We start from the raw sequence: 14,297 nt of genomic DNA, 5'->3' as shown, positions 1-14,297 counted from the left end.
CCCCGAGCGCGGTCGAGTACATCAGCCCGGGAACGGTCGCGGTCTTCCTGGAGGGCGTTCCCGACGGCGTCGCCGCGCGCTCTCGGCAGACCGCGGAGCTCCTCGGGGAGAAAGCCGAGATCTCCGGCACCGCACCGGACGGCTGGGGCCGCTACCCGGAGGGCACCACCCTCATCGACATCGGCGCCCCGCCGCCCTCGCTCCGCGACGTCATCCGCACGCTCGGCCCGGACGCCGCCGCCACCTGGAGCGCCGGGGGGCACGGTCACATCGGCCTTCCCGCCGGCCTCGGCCCGAACGAGGTGGCCGAAGTCCTCGGCCGTCTGAGGGACGTGCTGAAGACGCATCGCGGTCACGCCGTCGTCCGCTACGCGCCGCAGGAGGTGCGCGGCGAGATCGACCTGTGGGGGCCGGTTCCGGCGCTGACGCTGATGCGGCGGGTGAAGGACCAGTTCGACCCGGATCACCGTCTGTCCCCGGGCCGTTTCGTAGGAGGGATGTGATGAGCGCCCAGGACGACCTCCCGGACCTGCTCAACGACTGCGTGCACTGCGGTTTCTGCCTTCCGACATGCCCCACCTACGTGCTGTGGGGCGAGGAGATGGACTCTCCCCGGGGCCGCATCCATCTGATGCAGCAGCACGCGGACGGCGAACCGCTCAGCGGGCCGATGGTCGAGCACTTCGACCGCTGCCTCGGATGCATGGCGTGCGTGACGTCCTGCCCGTCCGGCGTGCAGTACGACAGGCTCATCGAGATGACCCGCGCCGACGTCGAACGCGAACACCCCCGTTCGCTGAAGGAACGCGCCCTACGGGAGATGGTCTTCCAGCTGTTCCCGTACAGGCGGAGGCTCCGAGCCCTGCGCGGGCCCCTGCGCGCCTACCAGAAATCGGGGCTGGAACGACTCGTGCGGCGCAGCGGCCTCCTGGAACGCGTTTCACCGTCCCTGGCGGCGATGGAACGGCTCGCGCCGCCTCTCGGCAAGGCGCCGAGGCTCCCCGAGCGGGTCGCCGCGCGCGGGGAGCGCCGCGCCACGGTCGGGATGCTGACCGGGTGCGTCCAGGGCGAGTTCTTCCCGGGCGTCAACGCCGCCACGGCCCGCGTGCTGGCGATGGAGGGCTGCGACGTCGTCATCCCCAGGAACCAGGGGTGCTGCGGCGCGCTGTCCCTGCACTCGGGACGGGAGGACGAGGCCCGCGCCTTCGCCCGCCGGACGGTCGAGACCTTCGAGGCCGTCGACGTGATCGTGGTGAACTCCGCGGGCTGCGGGTCCGCGATGAAGGAGTACCGGGCGCTGCTGGCCGACGATCCGGAATGGTCCGGGCGGGCTGAGGCGCTCTCGGCCAGGACGCGGGACCTGGCCGAGTACCTGGTGGAGCTCGGGCCGCGGGCCGAGCGGCGGCCGCTTCCGGTCACGGTCGCCTACCACGACGCCTGCCACCTCGCCCACGCGCAGGGCGTCCGGAGCCAGCCCCGCGAGCTGCTCTCCGCCATCCCCCGGCTGACCGTCCGCGAGATCGCCGAACCGGACGTCTGCTGCGGATCGGCCGGGACCTATAACCTGTTCCAGCCGGAGGCCGCCGGAGAGCTCGGCGACCGCAAGGCGGTGAACGTGGACGCCACCGGAGCCGAACTACTGGTCGCCGCCAACCCCGGCTGCTCGATGCAGATCGCCACGGCGCTGCGCCGGCGCGGGGCCGCCATCGCGGTCGCGCACACCGCGCAGGTGCTGGACGCCTCCCTGCGAGGACTCGGCCGCGACGCCCTCATCGCGCGCGGTTCGTAGCCCGCAGACCGCGACCGCCGCCGATCCGGCCGTCAGGTATGGTGGCCTGCCCGCCGTGGGCAGGACACGCCGACCGAGCCGGAGAGGGCCCGAGGGAGCAGCGACGACCATGTCCGACAGCCGCCAGCCGTACCGCTCGCACCGCCGCAGGAAGAAGAGCCACGCGGGAAGGCTCGGACTCGCCGGCGCACTGACCGGCGCCGTCGGGATCGCCGCGGTCGCCGGAGCGATCGTGCTCCTGCGGCCCGGCACGGGCGACGGCACGGCGTCCCCGCCGCCGAGCCTCGCCGGCCAGGGCGACGGCCCGGCGGTCACGTCCGTGCCCGCCCCGAAGGCCGGCCCGCCGGTCGGTTTCACGACCCCGGAGGGCTACGGCTACAGCCTCGCCGCCGTCATGGCGGGGACGTCCCGGCAGCCGATCGGCGCCACCCAGGCCCCGCCGTCCGGCACGACCTACGCCTACGCCGACTACGTCCTCACCAACAGCGGGCGGCGGCCCGTCCTGCTGGACTTCCCCGCCGACCTGTTCATGCCGAAGTCGCAGGTCCCGTCGTCGGCGCAGGAGCGGTGCATGCCGCAGGCGGGCATCCCGGACGACATGTGCACCCTCCCCAACCACAGCACGGTCACCGCGCGGATCGGCGGATCGAAGGCGCCCGTCGAGGACGGCGGCGACACGATGATCCCGGCGGGCGCCTCCTACGTGGTCCGCGTGGCCTCCGACCTCCCGGTCAAGGAGGACCTCTCCGCCGACGACCTGCGCCTGTACGTGTGGAACGCCCGCTTCACCAGCGACCGCAAGGGCGTCCGGCTCGCCTTCCCGTGAGCTTCACCGGCCGGTGAAGCCGATGTCCTGATAGGCGGGCCTCCGGAAACCGCCGGCCCCCACGTTGGCGAGGTCCGCCCGCACCGCGACGAGCTGGGGGCGCTGGTACAGCGGCAACACCGACGCCTGGCGCCAGATGAGCCGGTCGGTCCTGTTCACCAGAGCGCGGGCCCTCTCGGGAGCGATCTCCGCGACGGCCTGGTCCATCGCCGCGTCGATGGCGGCGCTGCCGATCCGCGAGTAGTTCTGCTGGACGTTCCGTCCGCGCGGACGCGCGAACACGGCTTTCATCTGCGAGACGGGGAACGGGGTGCCGAGCCACGAGAACGGGACGATGTCCATGTTCCCGGGAGTGACGTAGCGCTCGAAGACGTCGTCTGCGGGGACGACCTGGATGTCCACTCGGACGCCTATGCGTTCGAGCAGCGCACGCGTCAGTTCTCCTTCCCGCCTGCTGATGGGGACCCCGGACGGAACCACGAACCGCAGCGCGAGCGTGCGTCCCGCCTTGGCTCGGTACTTGCCCCGCGGTCTCCAGCCTGCCTCGTCCAGGAGGCGTCTGGCCCGAGCGGGATCGTAGGCCCCCAGCCCGCTGGAGTTGTCCAGGTAGCCGGCCTGGGTGTTGACATAGAAGTGGTTCCCGAGCGTCTGGACCGGTACGCCGAGTCCTGACAGGTCGGATCGTGCGATGACGTGCCGGTCGATGCCGAGCATGACCGCCCGGCGCACCCGGGCGTCGGACAGGATGGGGCCGGCCGCGTTGAAGGTGAAGTTCCGCCAGTCCGGCCCGCCCGCCCTGCGGACGGCGGCGCCGGGGACGCCCTGGACACGCTGCAAGGCGTCCGCGTCGAGACCGATGTCCATCAGGTCGATCTCACCATTGGCGAACGCGCCGGGCATCGCGCTGGTGTCCATGGCGCGAAAGACGATCCGGTCGAGCTTTGCCGGCGCGCCCCACCATGCCGGGTTCCGCACCAGGGTCAGCGTCTTGGCAGTCCGGTCGATCTGCTGGAGTCTGAACGGCCCGGCCGTGACAGGTACGCGGCCCATCCACCCTGTGTTGAACGCGCTTGGGCTGGCGTAGGCGGTGGCCGGGTACAGGGGGCTGAACAGGCTGCGCCAATCCGCGTAGGTGTGGGCGAACGTCACCTTGACCACGTGCTCGTCGGCACCGCGCGCGACTCGCTCGATCTGCCGGTACCCGGTGACGGTCGAGACCTCGTAGCGCGGGTCACGACCAGACAGCGCATGGGTCTGCGCCAGGAAATCAGCGAAACCAATGGGCCGTCCGTCCGACCATCTGGCACGCGGGTTGAGCCGGTAGGTCACGGTCTGGCCGTGCCTGGTCCGCTTCAACGTGGCCGACTCCAGGTACTCCGGAACGGGGTGCGGGACGGCCTTCTCGTCTGCACGCATCAGATACGGCAGGACGCCCTGGATGACGTGCTCCACCGCGCCCTTGGCGCCGTTGATGTGGTTGGTGTTCCACTGGGACGGGAACTCGGGGAGCGGCCAGCGAAGCGTTCCGCCCTTGGCGACGCGGTCGCGCGGAGTCGGGTTCACATCCGCCGCCGGGAGCGCCCCGGACGCGTTGGACGTCGCTGTCTCCGGGGCACGGCACCCGGTCCCGGTGATGAGCGCTATCCCAAGAAGGACGGCGGCGACGACCTGTCTCATCGTTCGGACTCCGCCGAGACGAGCGGATGGTGGCAGGCGACGGAGCGGTCCGCCGCCATGGCGAGCGGCATCGGATCGTGGTGTTCGCATAGGCGTCTGTCGTCGAGGGTGAGCGTGGCGTAGTGCGGGCAGCGATCACGTAACCGGCACCCCGCGGGCCCAGCGACAGGGTCGGGCGGGGCACCGTCAAGAAGGAAGCGGCGTGCTCGATCCGGGCGGGAAGAAGGGACCGCGTCCAGCAGCGCCCGTGTATAGGGATGAGCGGGAGCCCCGTACACATCGGCGACCGGCCCGATCTCAACGACGCGGCCCCTGTGCATCACGGCGACCCGGTCGGCGAAGCCCTGCACCAGGGGAAGGTCGTGGGTGACGAACAGGCACGCCATGCCGAGCCGCGCCCTAAGCCCTGCCAGCACGTTCATGACGCTCGCCTGCACGGCGGTGTCCAGTGCGGACACGGGCTCGTCCAAAAGCAGAAGACGGGGCTCCAAGGCGAGGGCTCTGGCCAGGGCTACACGCTGCCTTTGCCCGCCCGAGAGCGCATGCGGGAAACGCCGCGCATGGCCGGGTTCCAAGCCCACCGTCGCGAGAAGCTCCTCGACGCGACCACCGATCGGCATGCGATGCGCGAGGAGCGGTTCGGCGATGATGTCGGCCACCCGCATACGCGGGTTCAGCGAGGCGTACGGGTCCTGGAACACGACCTGGACGTCCTTGCGCAAGGCCTTGCGGTGGGCGGCGCGCAAGGCGGCCGTGTCCTGGCCCAAGACCATGACGCGCCCATCCTCAGGGCGGGACAACCGCAGAATCTCCATCAGCGTCGTGGTCTTGCCGGACCCCGACTCCCCCACCAGCGCAAGCGTCTCCCCCTCACGGACGTCGAAGCTCGCGCCGTCCACGGCCCGCACCTCTCCGGCCCGCCGCCGCAGCGCCCCTCTAGACAGGGGATACCGGCGGACCAGGCCGTCCACCTGAAGAACCACCGGACGCTCAGGCCGAGCACGCGGAACCGGCGCATCTCCCGCTCGTGTCCATGGGCGCACCAGGCGGCTCGCGCAGGGCGTCTGGGGCCTACAGAGAACCTGCTCGGCCGTGCCCGTCTCCACCACCCGGCCCTCGTGCAGCACCATCACGCGGTCCGCGAATCCGGCGACGGCGCCCAGATCGTGGCTGATCAGCACGACCGCGGCTCCGCTCGCCTCCCGGGCGACCCGCAGGACGTCCAGCACCCGCGCCTGGACCGTCATGTCGAGGGCCGAGGCGGGCTCGTCGGCCAGGATCGCGACCGGGTCGTTGGCGACGGCCATGGCGATCATCACCCGCTGCCGCATCCCGCCGGACAGCTCATGCGGGTAGCAGCGGGCCCGCCGCGCCGCCTCCGGCATGCCGACCAGTTCGAGCAACTCCAGAGCGCGGGCGCGGGCCGCCGAGCGGCTCACCGCCGAATGGATCCGAACGGCCTCGACGATCTGGTCTCCCACCCTGTGGACGGGCGAGAGCGCCGACGACGGATCCTGGAAGACCATGGCCAGGTCCTTGCCGCGCACCCGCGAGAGTTCCGCGTCGGTCCGCCCCAGCAGTTCCTGGCCGCGCAGACGCACGGAGCCCGTCACCCGCGCTCCCTCCGGGAGCAGCCCCATGAGAGCGAGCGCGAGCGAAGTCTTGCCGGCTCCCGATTCGCCGACGAGCCCGAGCGCCTCCCCGGCCTCGACCGAGAAGCTCACACCGCGCAGGACGTGCGCACCCGTCGCGTGACCGACCGCCAGGTCGGCGACCCGCAGGACCGTCAACGCCCGGCCTCCGGGTCGAGAGCGTCCCGCAGCCCGTCGCCGATCAGGTTCACCGCGACGACGATCGAGACGAGCAGCCCGGCGGCGAACCCGAACGCCCACGGATGCGCGGTGGCCCCGCCCCGGCCGTCGGCGATGACCATGCCGAGCGAGACGTCCGGCGGGCGCGTCCCGAACCCGAGGTAGGACAGCCCGCTCTCGGCGACCACCGCGACGCTCACGTTCAGGCTCGCGTCCACGGCCAGCAGTGACGCCAGCCCGGGCGCCAGATGCCGCGCGACCAGCCGCGGCGTGCCGACGCCGAGGAACCGCGCGGCCAGCACGTGGTCGCGGTTCCGCAGGGAGAGCGTCGCGGCCCGGACCGCGCGGGCGGTGACCATCCACATGAACGCGGCCAGCAGCGCCGCGAGCACCGGCCACCCTCCGGCGATCCGGGACGCCAGGACGGTCACGACCAGGAAGGACGGGAGCACCAGCAGCAGATCGACGCCCCACATCAGCACCCGGTCGGCCCCGCCGCCGAGGAAACCGGCCGCGGTCCCGACGACGGCGGCGAGCCCCGTCGACAGCAGGGCGGCGCTCAGGCCGACCAGCAGCGAGTTCTGCGCGCCGCGCAGGGTGAAGGCGAAGACGTCGCGTCCGCTCTGGGTCGTGCCGAGCCAGTGGCCGCCGGACGGCCCCTGCCGGAAGGCGGTGAAGTCCGTCTCGTCCCATCCCCACGGCGAGACGAGCGGCCCGGCGAAGGCCAGGAGGAACAACAGCACGAGCAGGACCGCTCCGGCCACCGTGCGACGACCGGCGGTCATGGCGCGGCTCCCGCGCGCACGCGGGGGTCCAGCGCTGCGGAAAGGACGTCGGACGCGAGAGCGGCCAGGAGGACGGCGCAGGCGGCGAGGCACTCGACGGCGGCGACGGCGTTGACGTCGCCCCGGGAGATGGAGTCGACGAGCCACTCCCCCAGCCCGTGCCGCCCGAAGGCCGTCTCGGTGAACACCCCGCCGAGGAGAACCAGTCCGGACGTGTAGGCGAAGTAGGCGGTCATCGGGACGATCGCGGTCCGGAGCCCGTGCCGCAGCAGCGCGCCGCGCCGCCGGAGACCCCTGGCCCTCGCGGCGCGCACGTGGTCGGCGTGCAGCACGTCCAGCATCAGACCGCGCTGGTAGCGGGCGTAGAGAGCGATCTGGCAGAGCGCGATCGTGGCCGTGGGCAGCAGCAGCCGGCGCGCTCGGTCCGCGAGATCCCAGAGCATCCCCCCGGACGGCCCCGGCGCGGACTCCCCCAGCCAGACGAACACCCGCATCCCCAGGGCGTCGTTGGCCTCACCGGCCATGATCTGTAAGAGCGGCGCGAGGACGAACACGGGGACGGCCAGCAGCAGATAAGAGCCGCCGGAGACCAGCCTGTCGGCCGCCCGGCCGTGCCGGGCGGCGGCGTAGGCGCCAAGGGCGACGCCCAAGGCGCCACCCAGGACGGCCCCCGGAGCGACCAGGCGAAAGCTCACTCCGAGCCTGCGCCACAACTCGCCTTCGACCGGCTCACCGTCCCACGTCCGGCCGAAATCGCCCTGCGCCACGCCCCTGGCCCAGGTGAGGTACCGCTCCGCCAAAGGCGTCCGGTCATCGAGGTTCAGCGCACCGAGCCGCGCGTCGACGACGGCCTGCGGCGGACGGGGCGCGCGGTCTTCGAGCCCTGCCCGCGGATCGAGCGCCGCGGCGGCGAGCAGGTAGCCGAGGCTGGCGGCGAGCACGGCCAGCGCCGCGTGGTTCGCCACCCGCCGCACCATGAACGTCGCCACCGTCCGCCCCTCGCACACCACCCAGAAGTCACCGAATGCTATTGATTGACCACGGAACGCGTACAGGATTTGCCAAGAGTCGCGGCCTTGAGGGTCACGCGAGCGCCGGTTCGCGGCCGCGCTCGGCCTCGCCGGCCGAACGCCTCCGCAGACCGCCGAAGACCACGAGCCCGAGACCGGCAGCGGCCCAGGCCGCCAGGACGGTGAGCGGGCGGGCGCCTCCGACGCCGTCGAAGAACGCCGCCGACCGGAGGAGGGTGGCCGACGCACCCGGCGGCAGGTACTGGCCGATCGCGCCCCACGGCTGCGGCAGCAGCTCGGGCGCCGAGGTGGCCGCCGACAGAGGATTGCCGAGCAGCAGCAGCGTCAGCGCGCCGAGTCCGAAGCCGGCGCGGCCGATGGCGGCGGCCAAGCCGACCACGGTTCCGGTCACGGCGAGGACGGTCAGCGCCATGACTCCGGCGAGCGTGACGTAGGAGCCGGGAAGCAGCGACAGCCAGCCTTGCGCGATCCACGCGACGTCCAGCCCGCCCAGCACGGCGAAGATCGCCGTGCCGGCGGTGCGCCAGGCGAGGGACGGGATGGCGAACGTCATCAGCACCGCGGCCGCGAGCCCGGACATGACCAGCGGTAGCGCGAGAGCGCCGAAACCCGCCCCGCGGGGGTCGTCGGAGTCCGCGGCGACCACGTCCTGGACGGGCGGGGACACCGGGGCGCCCCCGGGACCGAGCCGCGTCGCCATCGCGCCGAGCTGCTGGGCGACCAGCGGCGAGGCGGCGGAGGCGGTGAGCACCTTCGGGCCGGACGGCGCCGTGACGACGGCGCCGTAGGCCTCGCGATCCGCGATCGCCGCACGGGCGACGGCCTCGTCCGGAGCGGTCCGGATGTCGAAGGCGCCCGGCCGCGCGCGGTCGAGCAGGTCGGCGACCTCGGCGGCCCGCGGACCGGTCACGACGACCGGGACGTCACGCGGCGCCGTCCGCGCGGCGGGCCACGAGAAGGCCACGACCATGACGAGCTGCAGCAGCGCCGCGCCGACGGCCACGCCGACGGCGCGCGCGGCGGGGGAAGTCCGCACGATCTCCTCCAAAAACGAATGTCCGTTCTCTTTGGCGCGGAGCCTGGCACCCTCTCCGGGACTTGTCAAGAAACGAACGTTCGTTTTAGATTGGCCCCCATGCCGAGAGTCAGCGAGGAGCACCTGGAGCGCCGCCGCCTCCAGATCCTGGAAGCGGCGCGGACCTGCTTCATCCGCAAGGGCATCCACGCGACGTCCATGCAGGACGTCTTCGCCGAGGCCGGGCTCTCCGCCGGCGCCGTCTACCGGTACTTCAAGAGCAAGAACGAGATCATCGAGGCGAACATCGCCACCGTGATCGGCGACCTGCGCACGTTCTTCACCGTGCTCGCCGACAGCGACCCGCTGCTCCCCGTCGACGAGATGGCCGAGCGGTTCGCCTCCCGGGTCGTCGCCCTGTCCGGCGAGGACGGCCCGCTCCGGCTCGCACCCCAGGCATGGGCGCTCGCCACGCACGACCCGGAGATCGCCGCGTACGTCGCCGACAACGTGGCCGGTCTGCGCGACACCTGGACCCGCTACATCCGCCGGCTCGTCGGCGCCGGCCTACTCCCCGCCGACACCGACGCCGTGGCCGCCGGCAAGACGCTGTTCGCGCTCTTCCCCGGCTTCCTGATCCAGCGCCTGCTCCTCGACGACTTCACCGCCGAGGACATGAGGCGCGGCGTGAGGGCCCTGACGCGCGAGAGCATGCTGACTCCGGCGTCCTGACCCGCCCCTCCCCGCACGCGCGCCCGCCCCCTCCCCGCACGCCGACACGCCCGGGAGCCCGGTACGCGGCCACGACTGGCCGCTGACCTGCACCTTCCGTTCATATCGGGCGTTTCCCCGGCTACCATCACGGCACGCCCGCATGCATCGCGACCGGAACGCTCTCCGCCCGACCGGTCCGGCGGTGTCCTGAGGCGGACGCGCTCAAGCCTGCGGGACAGGGAGCTGCGCGTTTTAACATTCCATTACTTTCGGGCGGGGAGTGTGCATGGAGACGGAAGAGCACGACCGCGCGGCGGGGCGCGTGGGCGCCCTCCTCGCGCTGACCGCGGTCGCGTCCGTCGCCGCGTCTTTGATCATCGGCGCCCGCGTGCCGTCCGAACTGCGGATGGTGTGGTGGCATCCCGAGATCCTGGTCGCCCTGGCCTGGACGCCCGTGGGCGCCGTCCTGCTGCGGCACAGGCCCGGCCTGACGGTCGCCTGGCTCATGGTCGGCGCGGGTTTCAGCGCCTCGCTGTACGTGCTCTCCCTCAACCTCGGCCCCTGGCTCGAACTCCACCGCGCGCCCGGGGCCGGGTTCGTCCAGTGGCTCGCCGTCTGGCTGTGGGCCGTTGACACCTACGCCCTGACCCTCGTGCTGCCTCTGATCTTCCCGGACGGGCGGCTGGTGTCGCGGTGGTTCCGGCCCGCCCTCGCCCTGGCCTGCCTCGTCCCGGTCGTCGTCTGCGCGCACCTGACGGTCGACCCGGGCGTGCGCCGCTGGCACAACGGCGTCTCGGTGTACCCGTTCGAGGAGATCCCGCTCCCGATCAGCGCGGTCATCGTCACCGCCCTGGCGGCGGGCCTGTTCTCGGTGGCCGTGCGGTTCGTGCAGGCGCCGCCGGACGTGCGGCGGCAGATCGCCTGGGTGGTCTACCCGGGCATCCTCGCCGAGGCGATCATCTTCGTCGGCGAGAACGGCCCGATCGGCGACCCGCTGCGCGACCTCACCATCGTCGCCGTCCCCATCTGCATCGCGATCGCGATCACCCGTTACCGGCTGTACGACATCGACCTCGTGGTCAGCCGGACGCTGGTGTACGCGGGCCTCGTCGTCGTCATCACCGGCGTGTACTTCGCGCTCGTCGGCACCGCGAGCCTGCTGGCCCACGGCCGCGGCACCCTCGCCGGGCTCGCCGGGGCGATCGTCGCCGGCGCGGTCTTCGAACCCGTCCGGCGGCGCCTGCAGCGCATGGTGGACGCGTTCATCCACGGCGAGCGCGACCCGTACCGGATCGCCGACCGGCTGAACCGGCGGCTGCAGACCGCCGCGAACCCGGGCGCCGCGCTGGCCGTCGCCGCCGAGGTGGCGCGTTCGGCCCTGCACGCGACCGGCGTCACGATCGAGGTGCTGGACCGCGACGGCCGGACGGTCTCGGCGGAGGACGGCGTGCTCGGCGACCGCCCGCAGCTCATCCCGCTGGTGTGGCACGGAGAGCCGGTGGGGCGCCTGCTGTTCGGCGTCACCCGCACCCCGGACGCGCGCCTGTCGAACGTCCTCGCCCGCAACCTCGCCGAGCTGGCGAACGCGGCGCGTCTCTCCGCGGACGTCCAGCGCTCCCGGGAGCACATCCTGCGCACGCGGGAGGAGGAGCGGCGGCGGCTGCGCCGCGACCTGCACGACGGGCTCGGGCCGACGCTGGCCAGCCTCGCCATGACGGTGGACGCCGCGCGCATCACGCTCAGGACCGACCCCGAGGCGGTCGACGGCCTGCTGGAGGAGCTGCGCGCCACCATGGGGCGCACGATCGGCGACATCAGGGAGCTCGTGTACGGCCTGCGGCCGCCCGCTCTTGACGATCTCGGGCTGGAGGGCGCGATCCAGGCGCTCGGCGGGGTCGTCGCCGCCGGAGACGGCCCGCGGGTGGACGTGCGCGTCGAGGGCGACCTGAAGGGCCTGCCGGCCGCCGCCGAGGTCGCCGCGTACCGGATCGTCCAGGAGGCGCTGACGAACGTCCATCGCCACGCCGGAGCGGGCTGCGCCGAGGTGCGGCTGCATCTGAACGGCGATCTGCACGTCACCGTCGACGACGACGGCGTGGGACTGCCCGACCAGGTGCGTTCCGGCATCGGCATGTCCTCCATGCGCGAGCGCGCGGCCGAGCTGGGCGGCTCCTGCACGGTGGGGCCCGGCCCCAAGGGCGGGACCCTGGTCCGCGCCAGACTGCCGGTCAACGGCGTCTCCCTCTGAGGCGCCCCCTCCGGGTGGGAGGGCCGGTGACCGCCCCCCGCCAAGAAGGTCGCCACCGGCCCTCAGGCTCCGTACGGGCCCGGGGCTCCCATCCCGGTCCATACGGGCCATTCACCAGAGGGTGTGCAAGAGAGAAGTTATGCGGCGGAAGGTCCCGCCGGAGAGGGACAGTTGTCCCGTCTGTGCCGGGACCGCTCCGGGACCGGCGCACGCCCAGGTGAGACGGTCGCCCGCTAGATCCAGCCGGGCCGCGTCTCGCCCTCGGCGACCAGGACGGCCGGGCCGCTCAGGTAGCTGGTCTCGCCGTCCAGGACGACGGTCACCCGCCCACCGGGGACGTCGACGGTCCATTCGGCGCCGTCGGCGACGCCGCCGGCCGCCGCCGCGGCCACCGCGACGGTCCCGGTGCCGCACGAGCGGGTCTCGCCCGAGCCGCGCTCGTACACCCGCATCTCGACGTGCCGCTCCCCCACGCCGCGGAAGAACTCGACGTTCACCCCCGCGGGGAAGACCGCCGGGTCGAAGTCGGGGGCGCGCGACAGGTCGAGTGCGGCGACGGGCCCGGTGACGCGGCACGCCAGATGCGGGTTGCCGACGCTGACCCGCTCGCCCGCGAAGCTCGCGCCCGCCAGGCTCGCCTCCCCCGGGCCGAGGAGCTCCGGCCGGCCCATCTCCACGGTGACGTCCCCGGACGGGCCGAGCGTCACGCGGCGCAGGCCCGCGCGGGTGGCCAGGTCCCACTCCCCGGGCGGGGCCAGGCCCGCGTCGACCAGGTAGCGGGCGAAGACGCGCACCCCGTTGCCGCACATCTCGGCGATGCTGCCGTCGGCGTTGCGGTAGTCCATGAACCACTCGGCGTCGGCGTCGACGTCGGCGGCCTTCGTCCGGACCGCGCGCAGGACGCCGTCCGCGCCGATCCCCGCCCGCCGGTCGCAGAGCCGCGCGACGGCCTCCGGGGTGAGGTCCAGGACGCCGTCCGGATCGGGGAGGATCACGAAGTCGTTCTCGGTGCCATGCCCCTTGACGAACCGCATGCCCCCGATCATATGGGCTCCGGCCGCCCCTGCCTCACCAGGGCCTCGGCACGATCGGCCAGGTCGGGGGCGTCGTAGGGCAGCCACAGCACGCGCGGGTCGCGGCGGAACCACGACTCCTGGCGGCGGGCGAAACGCCGCGTCGTCCGGACGGTGTCCTCCCTGGCCTGCTCCTCCGTCCACTCCCCCGCCAGGAACCGCAGCACCTGCGCGTATCCGAGGGCGCGCCCGGCGGTCAGACCGTCCCGCAGCCCCCGCTTCTCCAGCGCCCGGACCTCGTCGACCAGGCCCGCCTCCCACATCCGCTCCACCCGCAGGGCGATGCGCTCGTCCAGCTCGTCACGGGGCACGCTCAGCCCGATCTGCACGACGTCGTCGTAGCGGTACCGGTGCTCGGGCAGGGTCGCGGTGAACGGGCGGCCGGAGATCTCGACGACCTCCAGCGCCCGCACGATCCGGCGGCCGTTGCTCGGCAGGATCGCCTCCGCGGCCGCGGGGTCCAGGCCGCGCAGCCGCTCGTGCAGCGGACCGGGCCCGACCCGCGCCAGCTCCTCCTCCAGGCGGCCCCGCACGGCCGGGTCCGTCCCCGGGAACTCCATCCGGTCGAGGGCAGCGCGCACGTACAGCCCGGACCCGCCGACCAGCACGGGCAGCCGCCCCCGGCCCCGGATCCCCGCGATGGCGTCGGCGCTGAGCCGCTGGTACTCGGCGACGCTCGCGGTGGCCGTGACGTCCCAGACGTCCAGCAGGTGGTGCGGGACCCCGCGCATCTCGGCCGCGGACAGCTTCGCGGTGCCGATGTCCATGCCGCGGTACAGCTGCATCGAGTCGGCGTTGACCGCCTCCCCGTCCAGCCGGAGGGCCAGCTCGACGGCCAGGTCGGACTTGCCGGCCGCCGTGGCGCCGACGACCGCGATCACATGCGGGGCATTGGGTGAGGTCACGGGATTGATTGTGGCAACAGAACGGGTATGGCCGGAATGAACGGGTGCCGCGCCGCGCCCGCGGCGCCGAACGAGCCGAGGGATCCGGGGGGATTCGATGTCGATCGTCGACAAGGTCAAGCAGATGCTCGGGCAGCACGCCGACAAGGCCAAGCAGGGCGTCGAGAAGGCAGGGGATGCGTTCGACCAGCGGACGGGCGGCAAGCACGCCGACAAGGTCGACCGGGTCCAGGACCAGGCCGGCCGGTACATCGACCGCGAGGGCGGCCAGGCCGGCGGCACCGGCGGGCAGCACGGCGAGACCGGCGGCCACCCCGGCGCCGCGGGCGAGCACCCCGGCGGGACGGGCGGGCAGCCAGGCGGCGCGGGCGACCAGCCCGGCGGCACGGGCGGGCCGCCGTCCTAGACCGGCCCGATCACACC

At 73.1% G+C, this 14,297-nt stretch carries 12 protein-coding genes and 1 pseudogene; 6 read left to right on the top strand and 7 right to left on the bottom strand.

What is annotated here, in order from left to right; all coding sequences use genetic code 11:
• From AB0C69_RS23350 to AB0C69_RS23340, 3 genes and pseudogenes are all read left to right on the top strand, one after another.
• A pseudogene (locus tag AB0C69_RS23350) lies at positions 1-503 on the top strand (FAD-binding oxidoreductase); the annotation flags it as partial.
• Positions 503-1,789 carry a heterodisulfide reductase-related iron-sulfur binding cluster gene (locus AB0C69_RS23345; RefSeq protein WP_360356840.1) on the top strand — a complete coding sequence of 429 codons (1,287 nt, stop codon included), beginning with the start codon at positions 503-505 and terminating at the stop codon, positions 1,787-1,789. The pseudogene AB0C69_RS23350 and the gene AB0C69_RS23345, both read left to right, overlap by 1 nt.
• Positions 1,790-1,898: 109 nt before the next feature.
• Positions 1,899-2,615, top strand: coding sequence for a hypothetical protein (locus tag AB0C69_RS23340; protein WP_360356837.1), 717 nt, complete (start codon positions 1,899-1,901; stop codon positions 2,613-2,615).
• Positions 2,616-2,618: 3 nt separating this feature from the next.
• On the opposite strand, the gene AB0C69_RS23335 is transcribed toward AB0C69_RS23340, so the two are convergent.
• The 5 genes from AB0C69_RS23335 to AB0C69_RS23315 form a co-directional block, all read right to left on the bottom strand.
• Positions 2,619-4,292 carry an ABC transporter family substrate-binding protein gene (locus tag AB0C69_RS23335; protein WP_360356834.1) on the bottom strand — a complete coding sequence of 558 codons (1,674 nt, stop codon included), beginning with the start codon at positions 4,290-4,292 and terminating at the stop codon, positions 2,619-2,621.
• Positions 4,289-6,082, bottom strand: a complete 1,794-nt coding sequence (locus AB0C69_RS23330; RefSeq protein WP_360356832.1) for an ABC transporter ATP-binding protein — start codon at positions 6,080-6,082, stop codon at positions 4,289-4,291. The genes AB0C69_RS23335 and AB0C69_RS23330 overlap by 4 nt, the downstream gene beginning before the upstream one ends.
• On the bottom strand, positions 6,079-6,888 hold the full coding sequence (locus AB0C69_RS23325) for an ABC transporter permease (protein WP_360356829.1): 810 nt from the start codon (positions 6,886-6,888) through the stop codon (positions 6,079-6,081). Before AB0C69_RS23325 ends, AB0C69_RS23330 begins: the two co-directional genes overlap by 4 nt.
• The gene (locus AB0C69_RS23320) at positions 6,885-7,877 is read right to left on the bottom strand and encodes an ABC transporter permease (RefSeq protein WP_360356827.1); all 993 of its coding nucleotides are present in this window, start codon (positions 7,875-7,877) and stop codon (positions 6,885-6,887) included. The genes AB0C69_RS23325 and AB0C69_RS23320 overlap by 4 nt, the downstream gene beginning before the upstream one ends.
• A 94-nt stretch (positions 7,878-7,971) precedes the next feature.
• A complete protein-coding gene (locus tag AB0C69_RS23315) occupies positions 7,972-8,955 on the bottom strand; it encodes a hypothetical protein (protein ID WP_360356824.1) in 984 nt (327 codons plus the stop codon).
• Between the two features lie 99 nt (positions 8,956-9,054).
• On the opposite strand from AB0C69_RS23315, the gene AB0C69_RS23310 reads away from it, so the two are divergent.
• Together AB0C69_RS23310 and AB0C69_RS23305 are read left to right on the top strand one after the other, a co-directional pair.
• Positions 9,055-9,666 carry a TetR/AcrR family transcriptional regulator gene (locus tag AB0C69_RS23310; RefSeq protein WP_360356822.1) on the top strand — a complete coding sequence of 204 codons (612 nt, stop codon included), beginning with the start codon at positions 9,055-9,057 and terminating at the stop codon, positions 9,664-9,666.
• A gap of 268 nt (positions 9,667-9,934) precedes the next feature.
• Positions 9,935-11,896: a histidine kinase gene (locus tag AB0C69_RS23305; RefSeq protein WP_360356819.1), complete on the top strand. Its 1,962-nt coding sequence runs from the start codon at positions 9,935-9,937 to the stop codon at positions 11,894-11,896.
• Positions 11,897-12,129: 233 nt separating this feature from the next.
• On the opposite strand, the gene dapF is transcribed toward AB0C69_RS23305, so the two are convergent.
• Together dapF and miaA are read right to left on the bottom strand one after the other, a co-directional pair.
• Positions 12,130-12,930, bottom strand: coding sequence for a diaminopimelate epimerase (gene dapF / locus AB0C69_RS23300; RefSeq protein ID WP_345174335.1), 801 nt, complete (start codon positions 12,928-12,930; stop codon positions 12,130-12,132).
• Positions 12,931-12,938: 8 nt separating this feature from the next.
• The gene (miaA, locus tag AB0C69_RS23295; protein ID WP_360356843.1) at positions 12,939-13,850 is read right to left on the bottom strand and encodes a tRNA (adenosine(37)-N6)-dimethylallyltransferase MiaA; all 912 of its coding nucleotides are present in this window, start codon (positions 13,848-13,850) and stop codon (positions 12,939-12,941) included.
• Between the two features lie 121 nt (positions 13,851-13,971).
• Between miaA and AB0C69_RS23290 the strand changes: the two genes are divergently transcribed.
• Complete coding sequence (locus AB0C69_RS23290) at positions 13,972-14,280, top strand: antitoxin (protein WP_360356816.1); 309 nt, start codon at positions 13,972-13,974, stop codon at positions 14,278-14,280.
• Positions 14,281-14,297: the final 17 nt, after the last annotated feature.

The organism is Actinomadura sp. NPDC048032, assembly GCF_040653175.1.
GTDB lineage: Bacteria > Actinomycetota > Actinomycetes > Streptosporangiales > Streptosporangiaceae > Spirillospora > Spirillospora verrucosospora.
Note: the sequence above shows the minus strand (reverse complement) of the source record. Positions and strands in the feature narration are given on the sequence as shown.

Bases quoted from the DNA above. Each gene is read 5' to 3' on its own strand.
- AB0C69_RS23345 (WP_360356840.1), top strand. From the start codon at position 503: ATGAGCGCCCAGGACGACCTCCCGGACCTGCTCAACGACTGCGTGCAC.
- AB0C69_RS23340 (WP_360356837.1), top strand. From the start codon at position 1,899: ATGTCCGACAGCCGCCAGCCGTACCGCTCGCACCGCCGCAGGAAGAAG.
- AB0C69_RS23335 (WP_360356834.1), bottom strand. From the start codon at position 4,292: ATGAGACAGGTCGTCGCCGCCGTCCTTCTTGGGATAGCGCTCATCACC.
- AB0C69_RS23325 (WP_360356829.1), bottom strand. From the start codon at position 6,888: ATGACCGCCGGTCGTCGCACGGTGGCCGGAGCGGTCCTGCTCGTGCTG.
- AB0C69_RS23310 (WP_360356822.1), top strand. From the start codon at position 9,055: ATGCCGAGAGTCAGCGAGGAGCACCTGGAGCGCCGCCGCCTCCAGATC.
- AB0C69_RS23305 (WP_360356819.1), top strand. From the start codon at position 9,935: ATGGAGACGGAAGAGCACGACCGCGCGGCGGGGCGCGTGGGCGCCCTC.
- dapF (WP_345174335.1), bottom strand. From the start codon at position 12,930: ATGCGGTTCGTCAAGGGGCATGGCACCGAGAACGACTTCGTGATCCTC.
- AB0C69_RS23290 (WP_360356816.1), top strand. From the start codon at position 13,972: ATGTCGATCGTCGACAAGGTCAAGCAGATGCTCGGGCAGCACGCCGAC.